The sequence below is a fragment of the Comamonas antarctica genome (assembly GCF_013363755.1).
GTDB lineage: Bacteria > Pseudomonadota > Gammaproteobacteria > Burkholderiales > Burkholderiaceae_C > Comamonas > Comamonas antarctica.
In genome coordinates this window covers 480475-503772 of the sequence record NZ_CP054841.1, presented here as the reverse complement: position 1 = coordinate 503772, position 23298 = coordinate 480475, and the positions used below count along the sequence as shown (strand labels likewise).

General features: G+C 69.1%; 20 protein-coding genes and 1 pseudogene. 6 read left to right on the top strand and 15 right to left on the bottom strand.

Translation table 11 applies throughout. The features are described 5' to 3' along the window. Window positions 1–6 precede the first annotated feature (6 nt). The 5 genes from HUK68_RS21635 to HUK68_RS21615 form a co-directional block, all read right to left on the bottom strand. On the bottom strand, window positions 7–726 hold the full coding sequence (locus HUK68_RS21635; RefSeq protein WP_175506307.1) for an ABC transporter ATP-binding protein: 720 nt from the start codon (window positions 724–726) through the stop codon (window positions 7–9). Continuing rightward, window positions 723–1523 (bottom strand): ABC transporter ATP-binding protein, encoded by an 801-nt coding sequence (locus HUK68_RS21630; RefSeq protein WP_175506306.1) that lies wholly within the window; start codon window positions 1521–1523, stop codon window positions 723–725. The genes HUK68_RS21635 and HUK68_RS21630 overlap by 4 nt, the downstream gene beginning before the upstream one ends. Further along, window positions 1520–2407: a branched-chain amino acid ABC transporter permease gene (locus tag HUK68_RS21625; protein WP_175506305.1), complete on the bottom strand. Its 888-nt coding sequence runs from the start codon at window positions 2405–2407 to the stop codon at window positions 1520–1522. The genes HUK68_RS21630 and HUK68_RS21625 overlap by 4 nt, the downstream gene beginning before the upstream one ends. Beyond that, window positions 2400–3293: a branched-chain amino acid ABC transporter permease gene (locus HUK68_RS21620; protein ID WP_175506304.1), complete on the bottom strand. Its 894-nt coding sequence runs from the start codon at window positions 3291–3293 to the stop codon at window positions 2400–2402. Before HUK68_RS21620 ends, HUK68_RS21625 begins: the two co-directional genes overlap by 8 nt. 152 nt (window positions 3294–3445) lie before the next feature. Continuing rightward, entirely contained in the window at window positions 3446–4561 is a 1116-nt protein-coding gene (locus tag HUK68_RS21615; RefSeq protein ID WP_175506303.1) for an ABC transporter substrate-binding protein, read from the bottom strand. A 213-nt stretch (window positions 4562–4774) separates the two neighbouring features. On the opposite strand from HUK68_RS21615, the gene HUK68_RS21610 reads away from it, so the two are divergent. Further along, complete coding sequence (locus HUK68_RS21610) at window positions 4775–5461, top strand: GntR family transcriptional regulator (RefSeq protein ID WP_175506302.1); 687 nt, start codon at window positions 4775–4777, stop codon at window positions 5459–5461. Between the two features lie 6 nt (window positions 5462–5467). Here the strand turns inward: HUK68_RS21610 and HUK68_RS21605 are convergent, their stop codons facing one another. The 4 genes from HUK68_RS21605 to HUK68_RS21590 all read right to left on the bottom strand — a co-directional run bounded on the left by HUK68_RS21605 (window position 5468) and on the right by HUK68_RS21590 (window position 10230). Then, on the bottom strand, window positions 5468–6445 hold the full coding sequence (locus HUK68_RS21605; RefSeq protein ID WP_175506301.1) for a Bug family tripartite tricarboxylate transporter substrate binding protein: 978 nt from the start codon (window positions 6443–6445) through the stop codon (window positions 5468–5470). A 79-nt stretch (window positions 6446–6524) separates the two neighbouring features. Continuing rightward, complete coding sequence (gene tcuB / locus HUK68_RS21600; protein WP_175506300.1) at window positions 6525–7748, bottom strand: tricarballylate utilization 4Fe-4S protein TcuB; 1224 nt, start codon at window positions 7746–7748, stop codon at window positions 6525–6527. Between the two features lie 10 nt (window positions 7749–7758). After that, a complete protein-coding gene (gene tcuA / locus HUK68_RS21595; protein WP_175506299.1) occupies window positions 7759–9177 on the bottom strand; it encodes an FAD-dependent tricarballylate dehydrogenase TcuA in 1419 nt (472 codons plus the stop codon). Window positions 9178–9264: 87 nt separating this feature from the next. After that, window positions 9265–10230 carry a LysR family transcriptional regulator gene (locus HUK68_RS21590; protein WP_175506298.1) on the bottom strand — a complete coding sequence of 322 codons (966 nt, stop codon included), beginning with the start codon at window positions 10228–10230 and terminating at the stop codon, window positions 9265–9267. A 120-nt stretch (window positions 10231–10350) separates the two neighbouring features. Between HUK68_RS21590 and HUK68_RS21585 the strand changes: the two genes are divergently transcribed. Then, window positions 10351–11277, top strand: a complete 927-nt coding sequence (locus HUK68_RS21585; protein ID WP_175506297.1) for a LysR family transcriptional regulator — start codon at window positions 10351–10353, stop codon at window positions 11275–11277. 9 nt (window positions 11278–11286) lie between these two features. Here HUK68_RS21585 and HUK68_RS21580 read toward each other — a convergent pair whose 3' ends face one another. Genes HUK68_RS21580 through HUK68_RS21570 form a run of 3 tightly spaced genes read right to left on the bottom strand, consistent with a single transcriptional unit; the run spans window position 11287 to window position 14132 of the window. Continuing rightward, on the bottom strand, window positions 11287–12276 hold the full coding sequence (locus HUK68_RS21580) for a D-2-hydroxyacid dehydrogenase (RefSeq protein WP_175506296.1): 990 nt from the start codon (window positions 12274–12276) through the stop codon (window positions 11287–11289). A 13-nt stretch (window positions 12277–12289) separates the two neighbouring features. Beyond that, window positions 12290–13300 carry a Bug family tripartite tricarboxylate transporter substrate binding protein gene (locus HUK68_RS21575; RefSeq protein ID WP_175506295.1) on the bottom strand — a complete coding sequence of 337 codons (1011 nt, stop codon included), beginning with the start codon at window positions 13298–13300 and terminating at the stop codon, window positions 12290–12292. 37 nt (window positions 13301–13337) lie between these two features. Further along, window positions 13338–14132, bottom strand: coding sequence for a class II aldolase/adducin family protein (locus tag HUK68_RS21570; protein WP_175506294.1), 795 nt, complete (start codon window positions 14130–14132; stop codon window positions 13338–13340). Between the two features lie 198 nt (window positions 14133–14330). Here HUK68_RS21570 and HUK68_RS21565 point away from each other — a divergent pair, with 198 nt between their 5' ends. Further along, window positions 14331–14915 carry a DUF2239 family protein gene (locus HUK68_RS21565; protein WP_175506293.1) on the top strand — a complete coding sequence of 195 codons (585 nt, stop codon included), beginning with the start codon at window positions 14331–14333 and terminating at the stop codon, window positions 14913–14915. 92 nt (window positions 14916–15007) lie between these two features. Here HUK68_RS21565 and HUK68_RS21560 read toward each other — a convergent pair whose 3' ends face one another. After that, window positions 15008–15499, bottom strand: coding sequence for an Lrp/AsnC ligand binding domain-containing protein (locus HUK68_RS21560; RefSeq protein ID WP_175506292.1), 492 nt, complete (start codon window positions 15497–15499; stop codon window positions 15008–15010). A gap of 94 nt (window positions 15500–15593) precedes the next feature. Between HUK68_RS21560 and putA the strand changes: the two genes are divergently transcribed. Continuing rightward, window positions 15594–19355 carry a trifunctional transcriptional regulator/proline dehydrogenase/L-glutamate gamma-semialdehyde dehydrogenase gene (gene putA, locus HUK68_RS21555; RefSeq protein WP_244146381.1) on the top strand — a complete coding sequence of 1254 codons (3762 nt, stop codon included), beginning with the start codon at window positions 15594–15596 and terminating at the stop codon, window positions 19353–19355. A 117-nt stretch (window positions 19356–19472) separates the two neighbouring features. On the opposite strand, the gene HUK68_RS21550 is transcribed toward putA, so the two are convergent. Continuing rightward, window positions 19473–20078, bottom strand: coding sequence for a TetR/AcrR family transcriptional regulator (locus tag HUK68_RS21550; RefSeq protein ID WP_175506290.1), 606 nt, complete (start codon window positions 20076–20078; stop codon window positions 19473–19475). A gap of 140 nt (window positions 20079–20218) precedes the next feature. Here HUK68_RS21550 and HUK68_RS21545 point away from each other — a divergent pair, with 140 nt between their 5' ends. Together HUK68_RS21545 and HUK68_RS21540 are read left to right on the top strand one after the other, a co-directional pair. Then, complete coding sequence (locus HUK68_RS21545; protein WP_175506289.1) at window positions 20219–21262, top strand: MBL fold metallo-hydrolase; 1044 nt, start codon at window positions 20219–20221, stop codon at window positions 21260–21262. A gap of 75 nt (window positions 21263–21337) precedes the next feature. Continuing rightward, complete coding sequence (locus tag HUK68_RS21540; protein ID WP_175506288.1) at window positions 21338–22966, top strand: FMN-binding glutamate synthase family protein; 1629 nt, start codon at window positions 21338–21340, stop codon at window positions 22964–22966. 139 nt (window positions 22967–23105) lie between these two features. Here the strand turns inward: HUK68_RS21540 and HUK68_RS23360 are convergent. Further along, window positions 23106–23285 (bottom strand): annotated as a pseudogene (locus HUK68_RS23360) (amino acid ABC transporter permease); the annotation flags it as partial. Window positions 23286–23298 lie beyond the last annotated feature (13 nt).

The window sequence follows — 23298 nt, the reverse complement described above, 5'->3', positions numbered from 1 at the left end:
GCGGCGTCAGTGGGCGCGGCCGCCGAGGTAGAGCTCGCGCACTTTCTCGTCGCGCATCAGCGCCGCGGCGTCGCCGGTCAGCGCCACGCTGCCCATGGACAGGACGTAGGCGCGGTCGGAGATGCGCAGGGCCTCCATGGCGTTCTGCTCCACCATCAGGATGGTCACGCGCTCCTGGTCGCGCACCTGCACGATGGCGTCGAAGACCTCATGCAGCACCTTGGGCGACAGCCCGGCGGACGGCTCGTCCAGCAGCAGGATCTCGGGCCGCGGCATCAGCGCCCGCGCCAGCGCCAGGATCTGCCGTTCGCCGCCCGACATGGAGGCCGCGCGCGCGTCGAACTTCCGGCCCAGGATCGGGTATAGCGCGCAGAGTTCCTCCATGCGCCGCGCGCAGTCGGCCTTGGCCATGTAGTGCCCGCCGACCTGCAGGTTCTCGCGAATGGTGAGGGCGCTGAACACGTTCTCGGTCTGCGGCACGAAACCCAGGCTGCAATGCCGGATCTTGTGGTGCACGGGAATCTGCGAGACGTCCTTGCCGCGCAGCGTGACGCGGCCGCCGCGCGGCAGCAGGTAGCCGGCGATGGTCTTGAGCAAGGTGCTCTTGCCGCAGCCGTTGGGCCCGAGCAGGGTGACGATTTCCGCGGGCCGCACGGCCAGCGTCATGCCGCGCAGGATGTCGATCTCGGCCGTGTACCCGGCCACCACGTTGTCGATGTCGATCATGCGCCCTCCGTCGCAAGGGGTTTGGCACCGGCGGTGCCGAGGTAGGCCTGCAGCACGCGATCATTGCTGGCGAGTTCGTCGGGACGGCAGCTGGCCACGATGCTGCCGCGGTCGAGCACGACGCAGCGCGTGCAGACGTCGCGGATGAAATGCATGTCGTGTTCGACGATGACCAGCGTCATGCCCTGGGCGTTGAGGCGCTGCAGCGCGGCCACGATGTCGCGCCGCAGGTTGGGGTGCACGCCCGCCGTGGGCTCGTCGAGCAGCAGCATGCGCGGCTCGGCCATGAGAGCGCAGACGATGCCCAGCAGCTTCTTTTGCCCGCCGGAGATGGCTGCGGCGGGCAGATCGCGCACGGGCGTCAGCAGCAGCTCCTGCAGCAGGTGCGCGGCCTTGTCGCGCGCCGCGCGTTCGGTGGCGCGTGCCCGCGCCGTGCCGACCAGGGTGTCGAACACGCCGTGGTGCGCCGTCGCGGCGGCCATGGCGACCTCCATCACCGACATCTTGGCGGGCATCGATGGCAACTGGAAGGTGCGCGCCATGCCGGTGCGCACGATGCGGTGCGCGGCCACGCGGTCGATGCGCCGGCCATCGAAATGCACGCTGCCGGCGTCGGCCGGCGTGAAGCCGGTGATGACATTGAGCAGCGTGCTCTTGCCCGAGCCGTTGGGGCCGAGCAGGCCGACGATCTCGCCCGGGGCGATCTGGACGCTCACGTCCTCCAGGACCTGGTTGCCGCCGAAGGCCTTGGCGACCGAGCGGATATCGAGGAATGCATTGGCGGGAGTGCGGTTCATGGCATCTTCCTCAGCTTTTCGGGAACGAGACCCTGGCTGCGCCACAGCAGGCATGCCAGGAGGATGGCGCCGATCAGGCCCAGGCGCAGCGCGCCCGCCAGGTCGGAGCTGAAGTGGAAGTAATCCTTGGCAAACGGTACCAGCGCGTAGGCGGACTGCACCAGCACCACGCCGACCAGCACGCCGGCGGTGTTGCCCAGGCCGCCGATCATCAGCATGGTCCACAGCAGAAAGGTTTCCGAGGCCACCATGTAGTCGGGCCCGACAAAGCTCATGTAGTGCGCATAGAGCGAGCCGCCCAGCGCCGTGACGGCCGCGCCGGTCATGATGGCATGCGACTTGAGCTGGCGCAGGTCGTAGCCCATGCATACCGCGAGCTGCGGCTCCTCGCGCATCAGGCGCAGGGCGCGGCCGAAGCGGCCGTTGGCCAGGCGGCGGGCGAGCAGCGCAAACAGCGCCACGGCCGCGAGCACCACGCCCAGGAAGGCCAGCGCGCTCCACGGGCGGCCCAGGCCGTCGAACAGCGAAGGGATGCCGGAGATGCCGTTGGCGCCGCCGGTGAGCCAGTCTTCGTTGGTGGCGACGGTGCGCAGGATCTCGGCGATGGCCAGCGTGGCGATGCCCCAGTAGTCGGCGCCCAGCTGCCGGCCGAGGCGGGCCACGCACCAGCCCAGCAGCATTGCCGCCAGCACGCCGAGCGCCGCGCCGGCCAGCGGCGACCAGCCGGCCTGCACGGCGATGCCGGTGGCATAGGCGCCGATGCCGGCAAACGCGATGTGGCCGAAGTTCAGCAGGCCCGATACGCCGGCCTGCAGGTTCAGGCCCAGGGCCATCAGGCCGTAGATGCCGGCGATGGTCAGAGTGGAGATGAGGAAGTCAAACACGGCGCACCTCGCGGTCGAAAAGGCCGTAGGGCTTGAAGATCAAGGCCAGCAGCAGGATCAGGAACGAGCCCGCGCTGATGTACGAGACGGGCAGGAACGCCACGCTGCGGCCCAGCAGCGGGCCGAAGTTGAGGTTGGTGAACAGGGTTTCGGCCAGCGCGATGAGCGTGGCTCCGACCACTGCGCCCAGCGGGTTGCCCAGCCCGCCCAGGATGGCGGCGGCAAACACCGGCAGCAGCAGGTCGTGGCCCAGGTTGACATGCGCGCCCGTGGACAGCGCCAGCAGGCTGCCGCCCAGCCCGGCGATCGCGCCGCTGGCAAAGTTGACCAGGCGCGTGATGCCTTCGGCGTTCAGGCCCGAGGCCGCGGCCAGCGCCGGGTTGGTGGACAGCGCGCGCATGGCGCGCCCGGTGCGGGTGCAAAACAGCAGCAGCGTGAACAGCACCAGCAGCACCGCGGTGGTGGCCATCGCATAGATCTGCGTATGCGACAGGCGCACCTCGCCGATCAGCACCGGCGCCGTGATCGGCAGGTTGAACATGCGCGGAAACGAACCCGCGAAGCCTTGCGCCGCAGCGACGACCAGCATGGCCACGGCCAGCGAGCCGATCATGGTGATCGCCGGTCCCGAGCGCAGCAGGCGGCGAAACACCAGCAGGTGCAGCGCCAGGGTCAGCAGGCCGGTGAGCCCGCAGGCCGCGGCAATCGCCAGCGGCAAGGGCAGGCCCAGCGCAAACAAGGCATAGGTCGCGTAGGCGCCCAGCATGGCGTACTGCACATGCGCGATATTGGGAAACTTGACCAGGCCGTAGACGGTGCTCAGTCCCAGCGCAATGAGCGCGAGGTCCGACGCACGCAGCAGCGTGTCAAAGAGAAGTTGCAGCATGTCAGGGATGTCTTTTCAGGAGGGATGGAGCGCTTTTGGCGCGCAAGAGCCGCCAAGGGGTGGGCGTGTGGCGTGGATGCGCGCGCGGCCCGCCGGCCGGCAGGCCGCGCCGGGCTGCGCGGCTGCGGCGCCGCCGCCCGCGCGGTTGGCGCTCAGCGCGGCACCACCTTGCCGTCGTACTTCAGCTTGGCGTAGGGCGGGTCGATGCGCTGGCGGTTGGCGTCCAGTGCGATCGGACCGGTCACGCCGACGTAGCCGCCCTTGCCGATCTCCTTGAGCGCGGCCTGTACCGCGGCGGTGTCGGTGGACTTGGCCTTGTTCATGGCCGCGGCCGTCATCAGCACGGCGTCGTAGGCATAGCCGGTGTACGAGGTCTTCATGCCTTCCTTGTACTTCGCGGCAAACGCATCGGCGTAGGCCTTGCCGGCCGCGCCATAGACGCTGCCGACTTCCATGCCGAGCTGGCCCTTGGCGATCTCGGGTGCGGTGTCCGACAGGCTCATGGAGATCAGGATGGCGTAGAACGGCTTGGCGCGCAGGCCCAGCTCCATGGCCTCGCGGTTGATCACCGCCGACTCCTGGCCGTAGGCGCTGTAGACATAGGCATCGGGGTTGCTGCGCGACATCTGCTGCAGTTCGCGCCGGTAGGTGGACTGGCCCGCGGTGTAGAGCACTTCGGTCACGACCTTGCCACCGAGCTTCTCGAACTCCTGCTTGAAGCCATGCACCACGCCCTGGCCGTAGGCATTGTTGGGGGCGATCATGGCCACGTTGCGGTAGCCCAGGTCCCACGCATCCTTGGACGAGAACTGATTGCCCTTGTCCTCCAGTCCGATCAGGTTGAATGACGACGCGCCCAGGTCGCGGACCTTGACGCTGGTGCTGGCGACATTGATGTGCGCCACGCCTTCCTTGACGAGGTACTGCGCCATGGGCAGCGTGATGCCCGAGGAGTATTCGCCGATCACGACCGGCACCTTGTCGACGCTCACCAGCTTGCGCGCGGCGTTCAGCGCCGTCGTGGCATTGCCGCCCGAGTCCTCGACGATCACGTTGAACTTCTTGCCCAGCACGCCGCCATCGGCGTTGACCTTCTCCACGGCCAGGGCGACGGCACGGCGCACGTCTTCACCCACGGTGGCGTTGGCGCCGGTGAGCGACAGCACCGCGCCCATCGAGACGGTGTCCTGCGCCAGCACGGCGAAAGGGGCGGACAGGCACAGCGCGAGCGCTGCGGCATGGCGGGGGAAACGCGAGGTCAGTGGCATGGGAACTCCAACAAGGTCAACAAAAAACGCGCCAGGGGCGCGGGCGGGGGGTACGAGATACCGGGCGGGACCCGGCGCCGGCAGCGCCGTTCGGTGCAGGTCCCTGCAGCACAAAATATCCAATGTGCAACAAATTGGATCCAAATATAAATAATTGGATCCAATTTGGCAATGCTTCGCGCCGATGTTTTCGCAATCTGATCCAATACACCCATGAGATCCCGTACGAGCACCACGTCCCAGGCCCTTCACCAAACCATTCGTGAAGTGCTGCGCAACGAAATCCTGAGTGGCAAATTGCAGGCGGGTCATCAGTTGCGCCAGGACGCGCTGGCCACGCGCTTCAGCGCAAGCCGCATCCCGGTGCGCGAGGCATTGCGCCAGTTGGAGTCAGAGGGCCTGGTGGTGCATCACCTGAACCGCGGCGCGGTGGTGGCGGGCATGAACGCGCAGCAGATCTGCGAGTTGCTGGACATCCGGGTGGCGCTCGAATGCCATGCGGCCCGGCTGGCGGTGCCGAACATGGTGGAGCGCGATTTCGAGGCCATGGAGCGCATCCTGGCCGCGTATTCGGTGTCGGAGGTCGTGGGCGACTGGGCCGAGTACAACCGCCAGTTCCACCTGGCGCTGTCGGCGCCGGCCAACAATGGCCGGCTGCGCCAGCTGATCGAGGAATACTGCCTCAACACCGACCGCTACACCCACGTGGCGATGTCGGAGGCGACGGGCCGCGACAAGCCCATGGAAGACCACTACGCGCTGCTGGGCGCCTGCCGCGAGCACGATGTCGACAAGGTGGTCAAGCTGCTGGAGGCGCACATCGACCACACCCGCAAGGAACTGATGGCCACGGCGCGCGGGCGCGCCGAGCAGCAGCTGCCGGCCACGCCGCTGTTCTAGCCGGGCTCAGTTCGCCGCCAGCTTGCGCTCGCGCACCACCTTGCCCCACTGCGCGTATTCCTTTTGCATGAAGGCCGCGAGCTCCGCGCGCGTCGTGGGCTGCGGGGTCAGGCCGTGGTGCAGCAGCGCCTTGCGGACTTCCTCGTCGCCCAGCACCTTGACGATCTCGCGGTTCCAGCGCTCCAGAATGGCCGTGGGCGTCTTGGCCGGGCCGACAAACGCATACCAGTTGAGGGCTTCGAAGCCGGGGAAGCCGGCCTCGGCCACGGTGGGAATGTCGGGCATGTAGGCGGGCCGCGTGAGGCCGGTGGTGGCCAGGGGAATCAGCTTGCCGGTCTCGACATGCGGCAGCGCCGTGGGCGGCGCGGCAAAGTAGCTGGTCACGCGCTCGCCCAGCAGGTCCTGCAGCGCCGGCGCGCCGCCCTTGTAGGGCACATGCACCATCTCCACGCCCGCGCGCTGGTTGAACAGTTCGCCCGCGAGGTGCGAGGCCGAGGCCGCGCCCGACGAGGCGTAGTCCACGCTGGCGGGCTTCTTCTTCGCCAGCGCGACGAACTCCTGGAGCGTCTTCACGCCCGCGCCGCGGTGCACGACCAGCACATTCGGGAAGTTCACGCCGCCCGAGATCGGCGCGAGGTCCTTGAACGGGTCGTAGTTGAGCTTCATCACATGCGGCGCAATGGTCAGCGGCCCGACCGAGCCGAACAGCAGCACCGAGCCGTCGGTGGCGGCATTGGCCACCTGGCCATGCGCGATGTTGCCGCCCGCGCCGCCCTTGTTCTCGACCACGACCGACTGGCCGATGTTCTCGCCGAGCTTCTTGGCGATCAGCCGCGCGGCCGCATCGGCGGCGCCGCCGGCGGCAAAGCCCACGACCATGGTCACGGATTTCTTCGGTGGAAAGTCCTGGGCCTGGGCCAGGCCGGCCAGGGCCAGCGCCGAGGCGGCAAGCAATGCGGTATGCAGCAGTGAGCGACGATACATGGGTTTGTCTCCGAATCGTTATGAGGAAAAAGTGCGGCCGGCCCGGCCCGGCCCGGCCGGGCCTGGCCTGGCCGGGGCTTCAGTCGGCGCCCAGCCCGATCGGGTTGGGCTGGCGCTTTTCGGTGTTGTGGCGCAGCAGCGCGGCCGTGCGGAACACGCCATGCGCGAACTTGCCGTAGGGCAGGGTGGCAAACAGCGCCATCACCGCGCCCAGGTGCAGGCACAGCAGCAGCGCCAGCGCGGGCGTGCCGCGTCCGAGCCACAGCGCCAGGCCACTGCTGCTCACCAGGAACAGCAGGGCGATGAAACCCAGGTCCATGGGCTTTTGCCGCAGGTCGCCGTGCTGCGGATCGCGCCGGCGGTTCAGGCGCCACAGGCCGGCCGTGCCCAGCATCAGGCCCACGCCGCCGACCGCGCCCAGGAGCTTGGGCAGGCTGGGCAGGTCGTAGGGCGCGGCCCAGCCGAACACGTAGTGGTAGACCGTGGCCAGCGCGGTCGCGGCAAAGCACAGCACAAAGCCGTAGAAGGTCAGGTGATGGCAGCGCCGGCGCGCCAGCGTGTAGGCGTCGTCCGCGTTGCTGCAGCCCTCGCCGTGGCCGCCGTCCAGGTACTTGAGGCGCAGCACGTCGGATGCGGCTTCGGCGGCCGCGGGGCGGTTGACATCGGCGCCGCTGGTCGCGGGCTTGACCTCCTTCCAGAAGCGGCGCACGCCCATGCCCAGCGCGAACACCACGAACAGGAACACCGGCGCGAACATGCCCACCAGCAGGTTGTGCGGGAACAGGCGGTAGAAATTGCCGCCCGGCTCGGCGCCCCAGAGCGCGCCCAGGCCCTGGCCCTGCAGCACGACGGCCAGCACCAGGAACAGCGTCAGCGCCGCCACCAGCGCCAGCGACAGCGTCAGGCCGTTGCGCCGGTAGAGGCCTCCGAGCGCGCTGGGCCAGGCGTAGTCGGCATAGGTCTTGCCGCGCACCTCGGCCATGGCCTTGGGGATGTTGACGGCGAATTCGTGCGGCGGCGCGTACTGGCAGGCATGCAGGCAGGCGCCGCAGTTGTGGCACAGGTTGGCGAGATAGTGCACGTCGGCCGTGCCGAACTCGAGCCGGCGCGTCATCGCCGGGAACACCGCGCAAAAACCTTCGCAGTAGCGGCAGGCATTGCAGATCTGCAGCGCGCGCGCGACCTCGGCTTCGGCGGAGATGGCCTGGATGGGGATGACTTTGGCACTTGACTTGGCGGCGATGACGGGCATGCCGTTGGCCAGCGCCTTGGCGTCTTCGGTCAGGGATTGCAGGGTTTGCATGGAACGCTTCCTAGTCTTGGACGGCGCCGGCCATGGCCGGCCGGCCCTGTGCGGCCAAGGCCGCGTTGCGCCCGGCAATGCGGCCGAAGGCCGTGCCGATGGACATGCCGACGCCGGCCGTGTAGCCCTTGCCGAGCACATTGCCGGCCATCATTTCGCCGGCCACGAACAGATTGCCGCTGGGCTTGCCGGCAAAGCGCACGGCCGCGGTGTCGTCGACCTTGAGGCCCAGGTAGGTGAAGGTCACGCCCGGGCGCAGCGCATAGCCGTAGAACGGCGCGGTATCGATGGGCCGGGCCCAGTGGGTCTTGGCCGGCGCGACGCCCTCGGTGTAGCAGTCGTCGAGCGCGGTGTGGTCGAACTGGCCGACACGGCAGGCCGCGTTGTAGCTGTCCAGGGTCTGCATGAAGGTCGCGACGTCGAGCCCGAGCTTTTGTGCCAGTTCGGGCAGGCTGTCGGCGCGGATGCCCGGGAACACCGGCGGCATGAAGCGGCCGATGGCCTTGGCATCGATGATCGAGTAGGCGACCTGGCCCGGCTGCTGCGCCACCAGCCGGCCCCAGATCGCATAGCGCTTGGGCCAGAAATCCTCGCCTTCGTCGTAGAAGCGCTCCGCGTCGCGGTTGACCACCACGCCCAGCGAGACGCAGTCGATGCGCGTGCAGATGCCGCCGTCGTAGAGCGGGGCGCGCGCGTCGATGGCCACCATGTGCGCCTGCGTCGGGTCGCCGATGCGGTCGGCCTGCTGTTCGTCGAGCATGTGGCGCAGCAGCACGCCCTGGTTGTAGGCCGTGCCGCGGATCAGGAAGTTGTCCGACGGCCATTCGCCGCGCGCGTTCCGGCCCCAGGCCTCGCGCAGCCAGTCGCGGTTGGACTCGAAGCCGCCGGCCGCCAGCACGCAGCTCCTGGCGCTGATGCGCTGGCCCTGGGACCATGCCGCGACAAAGCGGCCGTCCTCGATCTCGAGCCGGTCGACGGGCGCCTCGTAGCGGATCTCGACGCCCAGCGCCTCGGCGCTGCGGAAGTAGGCATTGACCAGCGCCTTGCCGCCGCCCATGAAGAAGGCATTGGTGCGCGCCACATGCAGCGCGCCCGACAGCGGCGGCTGGAAGTGCACGCCGTGGCGGCGCATCCAGTCGCGGCAGGTCGAGGACGCGCGGATCACCAGGCGCGCCAGATGCTCGTCGGTGAGGCCGCCCGTGACCTTGAGCAGGTCCTGCCAGTACTCTTCCTCGGGATAGGCCTCGACCAGCACGTCTTGCGGCGCGTCATGCATGCAGCGCAGGTTGCGGGTGTGGGCGGAGTTGCCGCCGCGCCAGGCGCGCGGGGCGGACTCCAGCAGCAGCACGCGCATGCCCGCCTCGCGCGCCATCAGGGCGGCGCAAAGGGCAGCGTTGCCGCCACCGATGACCAGTACATCGGTGTCCATGCGAATTCTCCTTGCAGTCTCTCTCGTGGGAGCTCCACTGTAGGAATTCGCTGGCCCCCGGTGCAGGGGGGCTATGGCATGGGGGTATCAGTGATCGTGATGGATCAGCGTGGCGCCGCTCCAGCGGCCGGACTGCACCAGCGTGCGCACGCAGTCGACCAGCACCACGCGCGTCGCCAGCGCGGCTGGCGACAGCTCGTCCTCGGACAGGCTGCACAGCAGGTTGGTGCGCTGGGCATCGCGGTCGGTGATGGGCACGGCTTCGAAGCGCTGCTGCGCATCCTCGAAGCGACCGAGCGCCGCCCAGGGCTGCAGCGTCGAGCCCAGACCCGCATCGACGGCCGCCATGACCATGGCCAGCGAGTCGACCTCGAGCACCACCTGCGGCGCGAAGCGCGCCTGCGCAAACGCCGTGTCCAGCGTGCTGCGCAGGCCGTGCTGGCCCGTGGGCAGGATCAGCGGCTCGTCGGCGAGCTCGGCCAGCGCCATGGACGCGGGCAGCGCGCGCGCCGGCGCGTGGCGCCGCGAGCGGATCAGGAACAGCCGTTCCTCGATCAGCGGCTGCACCTGCCAGCGCCGCCCGCCGGGACGGGCCTGTGCGCCATGCAGGCGCGAATCAAACAGCACCGCCAGGTCCAGCGCGCGCGCGTTGAGCATTTCCGCGAGATGGCCCGACATGCTGCCGACCAGATGCAGCCGCACGTCGGGATAGCGCGCGCGCATCGCCTGCATCAGCGGCAGCCCGACAATGCTGGCCGTGGTCGGCGCCAGGCCCAGGCTCACCGAGCCCGACAGCCGCGACTGCTGGGCGCTGCGCACCGCCTGGTCGGCATGGCGCAGCGCCAGCTGGGCTTCGCGAAAAAAGGCCACGCCGGCTTCGGTCGGCTCGACGCCGCGCGGCGTGCGCTGCAGCAGCCGCACCGCGAGCTCGCTTTCGAGCTTGGTGATCTGCTGGCTCAATGCCGACTGCACCACGTCGAGCTCGCGCGCCGCGCGGCTCATCGAACCCATTTCCACGATGCGCACAAAGTAGCGCAGCTGCCGCAATTCCATGGCCTGTCCTGTAGCTGTCCCGCCGGCTGGCGCAGAGGAGGCAGATCATCGCACCATAATGGCCGCCTGCCGGCATTGCAGCGCGGCGCTGGCGATCGCCGCACAACGAGGGACCCCGCCATGGAAATCAGGCAACTGCGCTATTTCATCAAGACCTGCGAGCTGGGCAGCATGGGCCGGGCCGCAAGCGAGCTGGAGGTGGTCACGTCGGCGCTGAGCCAGCAGATCAGCCGGCTCGAGAGCGAGCTGTCGACGCGGCTGCTGCAGCGCTCGCCCGCGGGCGTGGTGCCCACCGAGGCCGGCATGGCCTTCCTGCACCATGCCATGCTCGCGCTGCGCAACCTCGACAACGCGGCGCAGGCCGCCAAGCAGGCGCGCCTGTCGGGGCAGGTCAGCGTGGGCTTCGCGCCGACCACGGCCTCGGTGCTCGGGCTGCCGTTCCAGCAGGCAATGCGCGCGCGCTATCCCGAGATCCGCCTGCACCTGGTCGAAGCGCTGTCGGGCAACCTGGCCGGCATGCTCAATGCGCGGCGCATCGACCTGGGCATCATCTTCAAGGCCGATGCGCACCGCCATTGGCACACCGCGCCGCTGCTCGAGGAGAAGCTGTTTCTGATCGCCGCGCCCACGCTTGCGGGCCTGGCGTTCAAGGAAAAGATATTCCTGTCCGAGCTCGCCGATGTGCCGCTGGTGCTGCCCAGCGCAACGCACGGCCTGCGCGCGCTGGTGGACGCAGGCTTCATGCGCGCCAAGGTCACGCCGCATATCGCGCTCGAAGTCGACGGCCTGGCGCTGCTGATGGACAGCGTCCTGGACGGCGGCGCGGCCTCGATCCAGCCCGGCGCCGCGACCACGCGGCATGCCGATGCCGGCCTGCGGCACCTGGAAATCGCCGACGAGGGCATGGGCCGGCAGAACCTGCTGGCGAGTTTGTCGGACGAGGATCTGTCACCCGCGGCACGCGCCGCGCGCGTGGTCATTGCCGATGTCGCGCGCGCGGCCGTGCAGCGCGGGCAGTGGAAAGGCGCGCGGCTTTTCCAGGATTGAGCGCGCGGCTCAGGCGGCCGGCGCCAGCCGCTGCGGCGTCTGCCCCTGGGCGTAGCGGCGCAGGTTGCCCAGAAACAGCTGCACCACGCGCTGCGCATTGCCCGCCGAAAAGCCGGCGCTGTGCGGCGTGGCCAGCACCTGCGGCATGGACCACAACGGCGAGTCGGGCGCGAGCGGCTCATGCGCGAACACGTCGAGGTAGGCGCCGCCCAGGTGCCCGCTGTCGAGCGCGGCAATCAGCGCGGCTTCATCCAGCACATCGCCGCGCGCGACATTGATCACGCCCGCGCCGCGCGGCAGCGCGCGCAGGGCCGCGGCATCGATCAGCTGCTGCGTGCGCGCGGTCAGCGGGCAGGCCAGGATCAGCCAGTCGCTGGCCGGCAGCAGCTGCGCGATCTGCTCGTAGGCGCAGCACGCATGGCCCTGGTCCGTGGGCGCGCCGCTGCTGCGCACCACCTGGATCTGCAGGCCGATCGCCGCCAGGATGCGGGCGATGGCCTGGCCGATCTCGCCCCAGCCGACGATGGTCGCGGTCTGGCCGTGGATATCGGGCGGCAGCGGCCGGTGGATCAGGGGCGACCATTCGCCGCGGCGCTGCGCCGCGATCAGTTCCGGGAACCGGCGCCCGAGCGCGAGCAGGCCCGCGACCGCGGTCTGCGCCACGACCTCCGCATTGCTGCCCGCCGAGGTGCTGAGCATGACGCCTTTTTGCTGCAGCTCGGTGTAGATCGCACGGTCCATGCCCGCCGAGTGCACCTGCACCCAGCGCAGGCGCGGCGACGCCGCCATCGCAGCGTAGAAGCGCTGGGTCTCGGGCAGGATTTCATGCTTGGTCGACAGGCCGGTGACATCGCGCGAGACAAAGGCGATTTCCGCGGCATGCGCCGCGTCATCTTCGGGCGTGACCAGCGCGTGCGCGCGCCCGTCCAGGGCCCGGGCAATGGCGTCGCCGTGGGCCGCGCGCGCCGCCGCCGAAACCAGAATGCAAAGAGGCGTCATGCGCAGTGTTTCCTCAATCGACCGAAGCACCCGAGTCCTTGACGATCTTGCGCCACTTGACGAACTCGCGCTGGGTCATGCGCGCGAACTGCTCCGCCGAGCCGCCGACCGGGTCGGCGCCTTCGCGCACCATCTGGTCATTGAGCTGGGGCAGGATGGCGTTGACTTCCTGGTTGAGCAGCTGCACGACCTCGGGCGCCGTGCCCTTGGGCGCGAAGAAGCCGAACCAGGAGCCGGCCTCGAAGCCCGGGATGCGGCTGGCCACCGTCGGCACCCTGGGCAGCGCGCGCGAGGGCTGGGCGCTCGAGACGGCCAGCGCCTTGAGCTTGCCGGCGTGGATCTGCGAGACCACCGAGGGAATCGTCGCGAACATGAACTGCAGCCGGCCCGCGAGCAGGTCGTTGAGCGCATTCGCGCCCTTGTAGGGCACGTGCAAGGCCTCGACGCCCAGGTTCTGCATCAGCATGAAGCTCGACAGGTGCGACGAGGTGCCCACGCCGGTGGAGCCGTAGTTGAAGTCGGCCGGGCGCGTCTTCGCATAGGCCAGGAATTCATCGAAGCTGTTGGCCGGCACCGACGGGTGGACCACCAGCACATTGGGCACGTCGGCGATCTGCACGATAGGCACCAGGTCCTTGAGGGGGTCGTACGCCATCTTCTTGTAGAGCGACTGGTTGACCGAGATCGGCCCCACCGAGTTCACGATCAGCGTGTAGCCGTCGGGCGCGGCGCGCACCACGGATTCGGTGCCGATGTTGCCGCCGCCACCGGGCCGGTTCTCGATCACGAACGACTGGCCCAGTTTTTCCGAGAGCTTTTGCGACACGCTGCGCGCCAGCAGGTCGGTGGTGCCGCCGGCCGTGAACGCGACGATGACCTTGACCGGCTTGGCGGGATAGGCCGCGGTCTGCGCCGGCGCGGCCAGCGGCAGGGCCAGCGCGAGGCCGAGGCCGGCGCACAGCGCGCGGCGCCGGGCAGGCTGGTGCGGATGGGCGCGCGCGGCGCCAGCGGATGCGGATTTCATCGGTTTGTCTCCTGCTTGTAATTCTTGGCACCGCGCCTCAGAGGCGGTAGCCGGGGTCCATGCGGTCGAGCTTGCGCAGCAGCGCAGGCCATTCCATCAGGCCGTAGGGGCGGCGCGTGCCGGGCTGGTAGTTGTTCCAGGTCTCCTCCAGCACCGCGGGCGCGACCGCGGCCAACGGCGTATTGCAGGCCATGGCCGCGAGCTGCGCGCGGCAGGCCAGCTCGAGCCTGTGCATCCAGTTGAAGGCTTCGCCCACCGAGCGGCCCACGGTCATGGCGCCGTGGTTGCGCAGGATCAAGGCCTCGCCCTGGCCCAGGTCGCGGATGATTGATTCCTGCTCGTCGAGGTTCAGCACCACGCCCTGGTAGTCGTGGTAGCCGATCTTCAGAAAGCGCATCGCGGTCTGCGTGAGCGGCAGCAGGCCGCAGGCCAGCGACGACACCGCCATCGAGGCCCAGCTGTGGGTGTGGATCACGCAGTCGACCTCGGGCCGGGCCGCATGCACGGCGCTGTGGATCACATAGCCGGCCTGGTTGACACCGTAATCGAGCGCGCCGAAATCGGGCTTGGACAGCACATTGCCCTCATGGTCGACCTTGATCAGGCTCGAGGCCGTGATTTCCTCGTACATCATTCCGTAGGCGTTGATCAGGAAGGCGCCGTCCTCGCCGGGAACGCGCGCCGAGATATGGTTGGCCATCATGTCGGCCATGCCGTAGTGCGCGATCAGCCGGTAGCACGCGGCCAGGTCGACGCGCGCCTGCCATTCGGCCTCGGAGCACTGGCCGCGCAGCGAAGGAATCTGCAAGGGATGGGGGTCGGGGGCTGTCATCGGGGTCTCCTGTCGTTGTTTGCCCGCCTGCCGCACCTGGGCAAGCGGGCTTGGGAGCATTCTCGGCAGGCAGCGCGCGCGCGCCCAGTCTGTGCGCGGCACCCCCTCTTCACATTGCGTGAAGAGCTGGCAATGCTCTTGCCTGATTTATACCCGGGTGTTATTGACTGGTTAATTTAATCCGGGTAATATTTCGGCATGGAAACATCTACCCCTCTGCACCACACCGCCTTCGCCAATGGCTGCCGCATTGCCTCCGGCCCGCTGCATGAAGTGGCGCTGGCCGTTTTGCGTGCGCAGCAGGCGCAGCCCGAGGCGCAGGCGCTGGTCTTCAGCGACGCCACCGGCCAGCCCACGGACCTGGATCTGCGCGGGGATGAGCCAGCGGTCTCGGCGCGCTATGCCAGCGCGCCTGCGCCCGCGGTCGCAGCCCCGTCGGCCAGAAGCCGTGGCCGTCCCAGGCTGGGTGTCGTGGCCCGGGAAGTGACGCTGCTGCCCGAACATTGGGAGTGGCTGGCAGCGCAGCCTGGCGGCGCCTCGGTGGCCTTGCGCAAGCTGGTGCATGAAGCACGGCGCGGCGATGCCGACCTGGGCCTGACGCGCCGCCGGCGCGAACGCGCGTACCACGCCATGTCCGCGCTGGCCGGCGACCTCTGCGGCTTCGAGGATGCCGCGCGTGCGCTGTTTGCCGATGACCACGCGCAACTGGCGGCACGGATGTCCTCCTGGCCGCGGGACGTGCGCGCCTATGTCTTGCAGCTTGCCGAGGCGCAGCCCGGCTGAGCCGGGCGCTGGCAATCGCCGGTCAAGCATTGACCGGTGCCTGGTCACGGGCCGGTCCCGCGCGATGCCAGGGCGCGACAGGGGCGATGACTTCAGCCCAATCCGCGCAGGTGCAGATGCGAGGAGTTCTTCACCTCCTCCATCACCGCATAGGTGCGCGTCTCGCGCACCCCGGGCAGCTGCCACAGCACGTTGCCGGCAAACACCCGGTAGGCGTTCATGTCGGCGCTGCGCGTCTTGAGCAGGTAGTCGAAGCCGCCGGCCACCATGTGGCATTCCATGATCTCGGGCTGCAGCTGCACCGCCACCTTGAACTCCTCGAAGACATTGGGCGTGGTGCGGTCGAGCAGCACTTCGACAAACACCAGCATGCCGGCCTCGAGCTTGATGGGATTGAGCCGGGCTTCGTAGCCCAGGATGAAGCCTTCGCGCGTGAGCCGCTGCACGCGCGCCAGCGTGGCCGTGGGCGAGAGGCTGATGGCCTCGGCCAGCTTGAGGTTGGAGAGGCGGCCGTCGGACTGCAGCAGCGAGAGAATGCGCAGGTCCATGCGGTCGAGCCGTTCAGATGCGTGGTCGTTTTCCATTTTCTGGCTTTTTATTCGGTCTGACGTCGTTATTTTGGATAAATATTTTAGCCACTCCCCAGCACCATTGGCGCATCAACTCACCCTCGACGCCATGTCCTTTTCTCCCGCTGCCGCTTGCCGCCCGGCTTTTGCCGAAGGCCCCACCCACCCGCGCGCGCCGCTGCGCCAGGCCATCACCGCGGCGACGCGCCTGCCTGAAGCCGACGCCGTTGCGGCGCTGCTGCCGCGCGCCCGTGCGGCTGCGGCCGATACCCCGGCCACCGATGCGCTCGCGCTGCAGCTGGCGCGCGGCCTGCGCGAGCGCAAAAGCGCCAGCGGACGTGCCGGCCTCGTGCAGGGCCTGCTGCAGGAATACTCGCTGTCGTCCAGCGAAGGCGTGGCGCTGATGTGCCTGGCCGAGGCGCTGCTGCGCATTCCCGATGCCGCCACGCGCGACGCGCTGATCCGCGACAAGATTGCCGAGGGCGACTGGCGCCGGCACCTCGGCCGCAGCCCCTCGCTGTTCGTCAACGCCGCCACCTGGGGGCTGCTGCTCACCGGCCGGCTGGTGGCAACCCACAGCGAGAGCGGGCTGTCGGCCACGCTGGCGCGCATCATCGGCAAAGGCGGCGAGCCGCTGATCCGCAAGGGCGTGGACATGGCCATGCGCGTGATGGGCGAGCAGTTCGTCGCCGGTGAAACCATTGCCGAGGCGCTGCAGCACGCCCAGGCGCTCGAGGCCAGGGGCTTTCGCTATTCCTACGACATGCTGGGCGAGGCCGCGCTGACCGAAGCCGACGCGCAGCGCTATCTGGCCGACTACCGGCAGGCCATCGACGCCATCGGCCGCGCCGCCGCGGGTGCGGGCATCGAAGCCGGGCCGGGCATCTCGATCAAGCTGTCGGCGCTGCACCCGCGCTACAGCCGCGCGCAGTACACGCGTGTGATGGAGGAACTCTATCCCCGCGTGCTGGCGCTGGCCTTGCAGGCCCGGCAATACGACATCGGCCTGAACATCGATGCCGAGGAGGCCGACCGGCTCGAGCTGTCGCTGGACCTGCTCGAACGCCTGTGCTTCGAGCCCGGGCTCGCCGGCTGGAACGGCATCGGCTTCGTGATCCAGGCCTACCAGAAGCGCTGCCCCGCGGTCATCGACTTCCTGGTCGACCTGGCGCGCCGCAGCGGCCACCGGTTGATGGTGCGCCTGGTCAAGGGCGCCTACTGGGACAGCGAGATCAAGCGCGCCCAGGTCGACGGCCAGGACGGCTACCCGGTCTACACGCGCAAGCCGCACACCGACCTGGCCTATCTCGCCTGCGCGCGCCAGTTGCTGGATGCGCCGGACGCGGTGTTCGCGCAGTTCGCCACGCACAACGCGCACACCGTCGCCGCCATCCACCAGATGGCCGATCCGGCGCGCTACACCGCCGGCCAGTATGAATTCCAGTGCCTGCACGGCATGGGCGAGCCGCTGTACGAGCAGGTGGTGGCCGGGCTGGGCCGGCCCTGCCGCATCTACGCCCCCGTGGGCACGCATGAAACCCTGCTGGCCTACCTGGTGCGCCGGCTGCTGGAAAACGGCGCCAACACCTCGTTCGTGAACCGCATTGCCGACCCGGCCATTGCGCTGGAGACGCTGGTGGAAGACCCACTGCGCACCGTCGAGCGCATGGCCGGCGCGGCCGGCCAGCTGGGCGCCGCGCATCCAGCGATCCCGCTGCCAGTGGCGCTGTACGGCCCGGACCGCGCCAACTCGCAAGGCCTGGACCTGTCCAACGAAGACACGCTGCAGGCGATTGGCGCGGCCATGCACACGGACCTCGACTGGTCGGCCGGGCCTTTGCTCGCGCCCGGCGTGTCGACGCCCGGCGTGTCCACTCCGGCCGCGGCAGGCCAGGGCTTCGACGGCCAGGCCGTCGAGATCCGCAACCCGGCCGACCGCCGTGATCTGGTCGGCCAGGTGCAGGAAGCGTCATCGCAGCAGGTGGAGCAGGCGCTGCGCGCGGCCGAGGCCGCGGCCCCGGCCTGGGCCGCCACGCCGCCCGCGCAGCGCGCCGCGTGCCTCGAGCGCGCGGCCGATCTGCTCGAAGCCGACCGGGCGCAGCTGCTGGCACTGCTGGCGCGCGAAGCCGGCAAGACCGCTGCCAACGCCATTGCCGAAGTGCGCGAAGCCGTCGACTTCCTGCGCTTTTATGCCGCCCAGGCGCGCGCCGATTTCCGCACCGACACACATGTGCCCTTGGGCCCGGTGGTCTGCATCAGCCCGTGGAACTTCCCGCTGGCGATTTTCATCGGCCAGGTCAGCGCCGCCATTGCCGCGGGCAACCCGGTGCTGGCCAAGCCCGCCGAGCAGACGCCGCTGGTGGCCGCGCAGGCGGTGCGCCGGCTCTGGCAGGCGGGCGTTCCGCCGGCCGTCGTGCAGTTGCTGCCGGGCCAGGGCGAGACCGTGGGCGCGATGCTGGTCGGCGACGCGCGCGTGCAAGGCGTGCTGTTCACCGGCTCCACCGAGGTCGCGCGCATCCTGCAGCGCACGCTGGCCCGGCGCCTGGGACGCAGTGGCCAGCCGGTGCCGCTGGTGGCCGAGACCGGCGGCCAGAACGCGATGATCGTCGACTCCTCCGCGCTGGCCGAGCAGGTGGTGGCCGATGTCGTCGCTTCGGCCTTTGACAGCGCCGGCCAGCGCTGCTCGGCGCTGCGCGTGCTGTGCCTGCAGGAGGACTGCGCCGAGCGCACGCTGGAGATGCTGCGCGGCGCGATGGCGCAAAGCCGCATCGGCAACCCGGCGCAGCTGGCGGTGGACATCGGCCCGGTCATCGACGCGCAGGCCCGCGACGGCATCGAGGCGCATGTGGCCGCGCTGCAGGCCAAGGGCCGCACGGTGTGGCGCAGCGCGTGGCAGGCCGATGCCGGGGCGCCGGCGCACGGCAGCTTCGTGCTGCCCACCTTGATCGAGATCGACGCCATCGCCGAACTCGAGCGCGAGGTCTTCGGCCCGGTGCTGCATGTCGTGCGCTACCGCCGCAGCGAACTGCCCCGGCTGCTGGCGCAGATCAACGCCACCGGCTACGGCCTCACGCTGGGCCTGCATACCCGCATCGACGAGACCATTGCCCAGGTGGTGGACGCGGCGCATGCGGGCAATGTCTATGTGAACCGCAACATGGTGGGTGCGGTGGTGGGCGTGCAGCCGTTTGGCGGCGAGGGCTTGTCGGGCACCGGCCCCAAGGCCGGCGGCCCGCTGTATCTCTACCGCCTGCTGTCGCAACGGCCCGGCGATGTGCTGCAGCGCGCCATGCCGCCGGCGCCGCAGCAGGCCGCGGCAGCGCGCTGGCCGCAGGGCTCGGCGCTGGACGCGCTGCGCCGCTGGGCCGCCGATGCCGGCAAGCCCGATCTGGCCGCGGCCTGCACGCGTTGGCACGCACTGGCGCCGGGCTGTCAGGCGCGCGAACTGACCGGGCCCACGGGCGAGCGCAATGTCTACACGCTGGTGCCGCGCATGGCCGTGCTGTGCCTGGCGGACCACGACGACGCCCGCCTGCTGCAGCTGGCGGCGGTGCTGGCCGTCGGCAGCCGCGCCGTCTGGCCGGCGCAGGCCCAGGCCTTGTGCGCGCAACTGCCGCCGGCCGTGCGCCAGGCGATCCGCGTGGTGCCCGACTGGGCCGCCGCCGAGGTCGAATACGACGCGGTCCTGCACCATGGCGACGACAGCGCGCTGCTCCAGCTCCAGCAGGCCATTGCGGCCCGGCCCGGCCCGATTGCCGGCATCACCAGCAGCGGGCAGGAACTGCCGCTGGAGCGGCTGGTCATGGAGCGCGCGCTGAGCGTCAACACCGCGGCCGCGGGCGGCAATGCCAGCCTGATGACCATTGCCTGAACCCGCGCGCAGCCCGGCACTGTTCCGTGAGCCGCAGCCTGCCTGGCCGGATGCCGCGGCTGCCGGCAGACACGTTCAACGGTGGCCAAACCGGCTCAGGTCGTCGTTGCCCCGGCTTCATGCCGCGTAGCGGCTCAGAACCAGTTCGGCGGTGTCGGCCGCCAGCTGCTTTTGCATCCGCGGGCCCAGCCGCGGCTGCCCCAGCGTGACCTGGGGCCAGAAGGCGCTGCCTTTCACCAAACTTTCCATTTGCTGCACCACCTGCAGGGGATCGGCCGGCTTCAGCCGCCCGTCCTGTTGCGCCGCGCACACCCAGGTGAGCAGCGCATTTTCCTTTTGCGCCAGTCGCTGCAGCATGTCCTGCGCCCGCTGCGGCGAGTGCAGCGTGGCGGTGAGGGCCACCCGCGCCAGGTCGATGAAATCCGCGCCCGACACCAGCGCCACTTTCTGCAGCAGCAGCGCAGACAGCTGTGGCGCGAGCGGCAGATCGGGCCGGTAGGCCAGGTCCATCCGGGCCGCGCTGCGGTCCCAGAGCTGCCGCAGGATCTGCGCGAACAGCGCTTCCTTGCTGGCAAAGTGGTTGTACAGCGTGCGTTTGGAGACCTCTGCCGTGGCCGCCACCTGGTCCATGCTGGTGGCCTCGAAGCCGCGGGCGCGGAACTCCGCCACGGCGGCTTGCACGATGGCCGCGCGTTTGCGGTCTGTGAGTCGCTCGTTCGTCATGTCCGAAATTATCACACTGACGGGTTTACTTTTTTACGCTTGAAAACTACACTCATCAGTGTACTTTGCGGCCGGGCCTCGGCCAGTCGCTTGCCGGCGTTTCATGCGCCCCTTTTTTTTTGGCCGGAAATTTCACCACCATGGCATGTCTTTCGTTCTCCGCCAGCAGCGTCCTTCCCAAGCACAGCGGCTCGCCGCAAATGCAGCAGGGCCGTTTCCGCAATGTGGTCCAGGCCGAGGCGCCGGGGTGGCGCAAGAGCTTGGCGATCGCCTGGCGCTTTCTTTTCCACAAGCCTGCCGACAGCGTGCCGGCAGCGCCGGTGCCGGTGGCCGCGCTGACGGCGGCGCAGCTGCAGGCGGCAGCCGAGGGCAGCCTGTGGCGGCTCGGACATTCGACCCTGTTGATGAAGCTTCAGGGCGGGCTGTGGCTGACCGACCCGGTGTTTTCGCAGCGTGCCTCGCCGATGCAATGGATGGGACCGAAACGTTTCCATGCCCCGCCGATCCGCCTCGAAGACCTGCCGCCCATCGCGGGCGTGATCCTGTCGCACGACCATTACGATCATCTGGACCATGCCGCCATCCGGGCGCTGGCCCCCAAGGTCAGGCATTTCATCACCCCGCTGGGCGTGGGCGACCGCCTGATCGAGTGGGGCGTGGCTGCGGCCAAGGTGCAGCAACTGGACTGGTGGCAGTCGGTCGAGGTCGAAGGCGTGCAATTGATCGCCACACCGGCACAGCACTTCTCCGGCCGTTCCTTGGGCGACCGCAACCGCAGCCTCTGGGCATCGTGGGTGCTGTTGTCCGGTGAACTGCGGCTGTTCTTCAGCGGCGATACCGGCTACCACGCCGACTTTCGCCGCATTGGCGAGCGCTATGGCCCGTTTGACGTGACCATGGTCGAAACCGGCGCCTACGACCCGCAGTGGCCGGACGTCCACATGCAGCCCGAGGAAACGCTGCAGGCCCATCTGGACCTGCGCGGCCGGAGCTTGCTGCCTATCCATAACGGCACATTCGACCTGGCCTTGCATGCCTGGAGCGAGCCGTTCGAGCGCATCGTGCAGCTGGCCGAGGCGCGTGGCGTGTCCACCCTCACGCCGGTCATGGGCGCGCAGGTCAGCCTGGCGCAGCCGCGGCCGACCGCACGCTGGTGGCGCAGTGCTGCCGCGGCGGCTGACTGAGGCGCGTTGCGGCCAGCCGGGTATCGCTGGTACAACCATGCCTGGCCCGCCATGCACCGAACCGGAGAAAACCCTGTGAGCCTGTCCCTACTGAGCCGTTACGCCTTTTTTGCGCTCTGCGTCGCCTACACCCTGGTCAGCCTGCCCTTCGTCGCGCGCAGCGGGCTCTGGCCGATCACGCTGGCGACCGGGCTGCTGAGCCTGCTGGGACTGTTCGACCTGCTGCAAAAGTCCCACGCGGTGCGCCGCAACTATCCCATCCTGGGCAACATCCGCTACCTGATCGAAGCCATCCGGCCGGAGATCCGCCAGTACCTGCTGGAATCCGACAGCGAGGCGCTGCCGTTTTCGCGCGCCCAGCGCTCGCTGGTCTATTCGCGCGCCAAGAAGGAAACCGCGGACAAGCCGTTCGGCACGCTGATCGACGTCTACCAGCCGGGCTTTGAATTCATCAGCCACTCGATCCGCCCCGCGCCGCTGAGCGATCCGGCCGGCTTTCGCGTCAGCATCGGCGGGCCGCAGTGCACGCAGCCGTATTCGGCCTCGGTGTTCAATATCTCGGCGATGAGTTTCGGCGCGCTCAGCGCCAATGCGATCCGCGCGCTGAACCAGGGCGCGCAGCGCGGCAACTTCGCGCATGACACCGGCGAGGGCAGCATCAGCCCCTATCACCGCGAGCATGGCGGCGACCTGATCTGGGAGCTGGGCAGCGGCTACTTCGGCTGCCGCACGGACGACGGCCGCTTCGATCCGCAGCGCTTTGCCGAGCAGGCCGCGTCGCCGCAGGTGCGCATGATCGAGATCAAGATCAGCCAGGGCGCCAAGCCCGGCCATGGCGGCATCCTGCCCAAGCACAAGGTGACGCTGGAGATCGCCAGCACGCGCGGCGTGCCGATGGGCCAGGACTGCATCTCGCCGTCGAACCACAGTGCGTTTTCCACGCCGATCGAGCTGATGGAGTTCATTGCCCAGCTGCGCGCGCTGTCCGGCGGCAAGCCCGTGGGCTTCAAGCTGTGCCTGGGCCATCCCTGGGAGTTCATGGGCATTGCCAAGGCCATGCTGGCCACCGGCATCCTGCCGGACTTCATCGTCGTCGATGGAAAGGAAGGCGGCACCGGCGCTGCGCCCGTGGAGTTCACCGACCATATGGGCGTGCCGATGCGCGAAGGCCTGCTGTTCGTGCACAACACGCTGGTGGGCCTGAACCTGCGCGACAAGATCCGGCTTGGCGCGAGCGGCAAGATCGTCAGCGCGTTCGACATCGCCAGCGTGCTGGCCATCGGCGCCGACTGGTGCAACAGCGCGCGCGGCTTCATGTTTGCCATCGGCTGCATCCAGTCGCAAAGCTGCCATACCAACAAATGTCCCACGGGCGTGGCCACCCAGGACCCGCTGCGCCAGCGCGCGCTGGTCGTGCCCGACAAGGCCGAGCGCGTCTACAGCTTCCACCGCAACACGCTGGCCGCGCTGGCCGAGATGCTGGCCGCGGCCGGCCTGACGCACCCTTCCCAGCTGCAGGCCAAGCACCTGGTGCGGCGCATGTCGGCCACCGAGGTCAAGCTGTTCTCGCAGCTGCATGTGTTCCTCAAGCCCGGCGAGCTGCTGGGCAACGCCGTGCAGGGCGAGTTCTATGCGCGCATGTGGCAGCTGGCGCAGGCCGAGAGCTTCGAGCCGCGCAGCGACGAGGCGCTGGAGCTGCATTAGCAAGCTCTCGCGCGCCGTGCCGCCGCGGACGCCGGGCGTGCGCCGTTACGGCGCCAAGGCGCTGGCCGCGGCGAAGCCGATGGCCGAAGCCAGCGAGGTGTTCTTCACGATCTGCACCATGAAGCCCCACGGTCGGCGCCACCAGCCAGGACACGGCGCGCATCAGCAGCGACATCAGCAGATGGGCGGCGGCCACCAGCACATAGGTCTCGACCGAGCGGAAGGTCTCGGACTGCACACGGTTGGCCACCGCGGTCAATTCCTCGGCCGAGATCTGCGGGCAGATCGAGGAGGCCAGCATCAGCAGTACGTACTGGCTTGGCCTGACCAGA

Coding starts and splice junctions, on each gene's coding strand:
- HUK68_RS21635 (WP_175506307.1), bottom strand. CDS start 726: ATGATCGACATCGACAACGTGGTGGCCGGGTACACGGCCGAGATCGAC.
- HUK68_RS21630 (WP_175506306.1), bottom strand. CDS start 1,523: ATGAACCGCACTCCCGCCAATGCATTCCTCGATATCCGCTCGGTCGCC.
- HUK68_RS21620 (WP_175506304.1), bottom strand. CDS start 3,293: ATGCTGCAACTTCTCTTTGACACGCTGCTGCGTGCGTCGGACCTCGCG.
- HUK68_RS21615 (WP_175506303.1), bottom strand. CDS start 4,561: ATGCCACTGACCTCGCGTTTCCCCCGCCATGCCGCAGCGCTCGCGCTG.
- HUK68_RS21610 (WP_175506302.1), top strand. CDS start 4,775: ATGAGATCCCGTACGAGCACCACGTCCCAGGCCCTTCACCAAACCATT.
- HUK68_RS21605 (WP_175506301.1), bottom strand. CDS start 6,445: ATGTATCGTCGCTCACTGCTGCATACCGCATTGCTTGCCGCCTCGGCG.
- tcuB (WP_175506300.1), bottom strand. CDS start 7,748: ATGCAAACCCTGCAATCCCTGACCGAAGACGCCAAGGCGCTGGCCAAC.
- tcuA (WP_175506299.1), bottom strand. CDS start 9,177: ATGGACACCGATGTACTGGTCATCGGTGGCGGCAACGCTGCCCTTTGC.
- HUK68_RS21590 (WP_175506298.1), bottom strand. CDS start 10,230: ATGGAATTGCGGCAGCTGCGCTACTTTGTGCGCATCGTGGAAATGGGT.
- HUK68_RS21585 (WP_175506297.1), top strand. CDS start 10,351: ATGGAAATCAGGCAACTGCGCTATTTCATCAAGACCTGCGAGCTGGGC.
- HUK68_RS21580 (WP_175506296.1), bottom strand. CDS start 12,276: ATGACGCCTCTTTGCATTCTGGTTTCGGCGGCGGCGCGCGCGGCCCAC.
- HUK68_RS21575 (WP_175506295.1), bottom strand. CDS start 13,300: ATGAAATCCGCATCCGCTGGCGCCGCGCGCGCCCATCCGCACCAGCCT.
- HUK68_RS21570 (WP_175506294.1), bottom strand. CDS start 14,132: ATGACAGCCCCCGACCCCCATCCCTTGCAGATTCCTTCGCTGCGCGGC.
- HUK68_RS21565 (WP_175506293.1), top strand. CDS start 14,331: ATGGAAACATCTACCCCTCTGCACCACACCGCCTTCGCCAATGGCTGC.
- HUK68_RS21560 (WP_175506292.1), bottom strand. CDS start 15,499: ATGGAAAACGACCACGCATCTGAACGGCTCGACCGCATGGACCTGCGC.
- putA (WP_244146381.1), top strand. CDS start 15,594: ATGTCCTTTTCTCCCGCTGCCGCTTGCCGCCCGGCTTTTGCCGAAGGC.
- HUK68_RS21550 (WP_175506290.1), bottom strand. CDS start 20,078: ATGACGAACGAGCGACTCACAGACCGCAAACGCGCGGCCATCGTGCAA.
- HUK68_RS21545 (WP_175506289.1), top strand. CDS start 20,219: ATGGCATGTCTTTCGTTCTCCGCCAGCAGCGTCCTTCCCAAGCACAGC.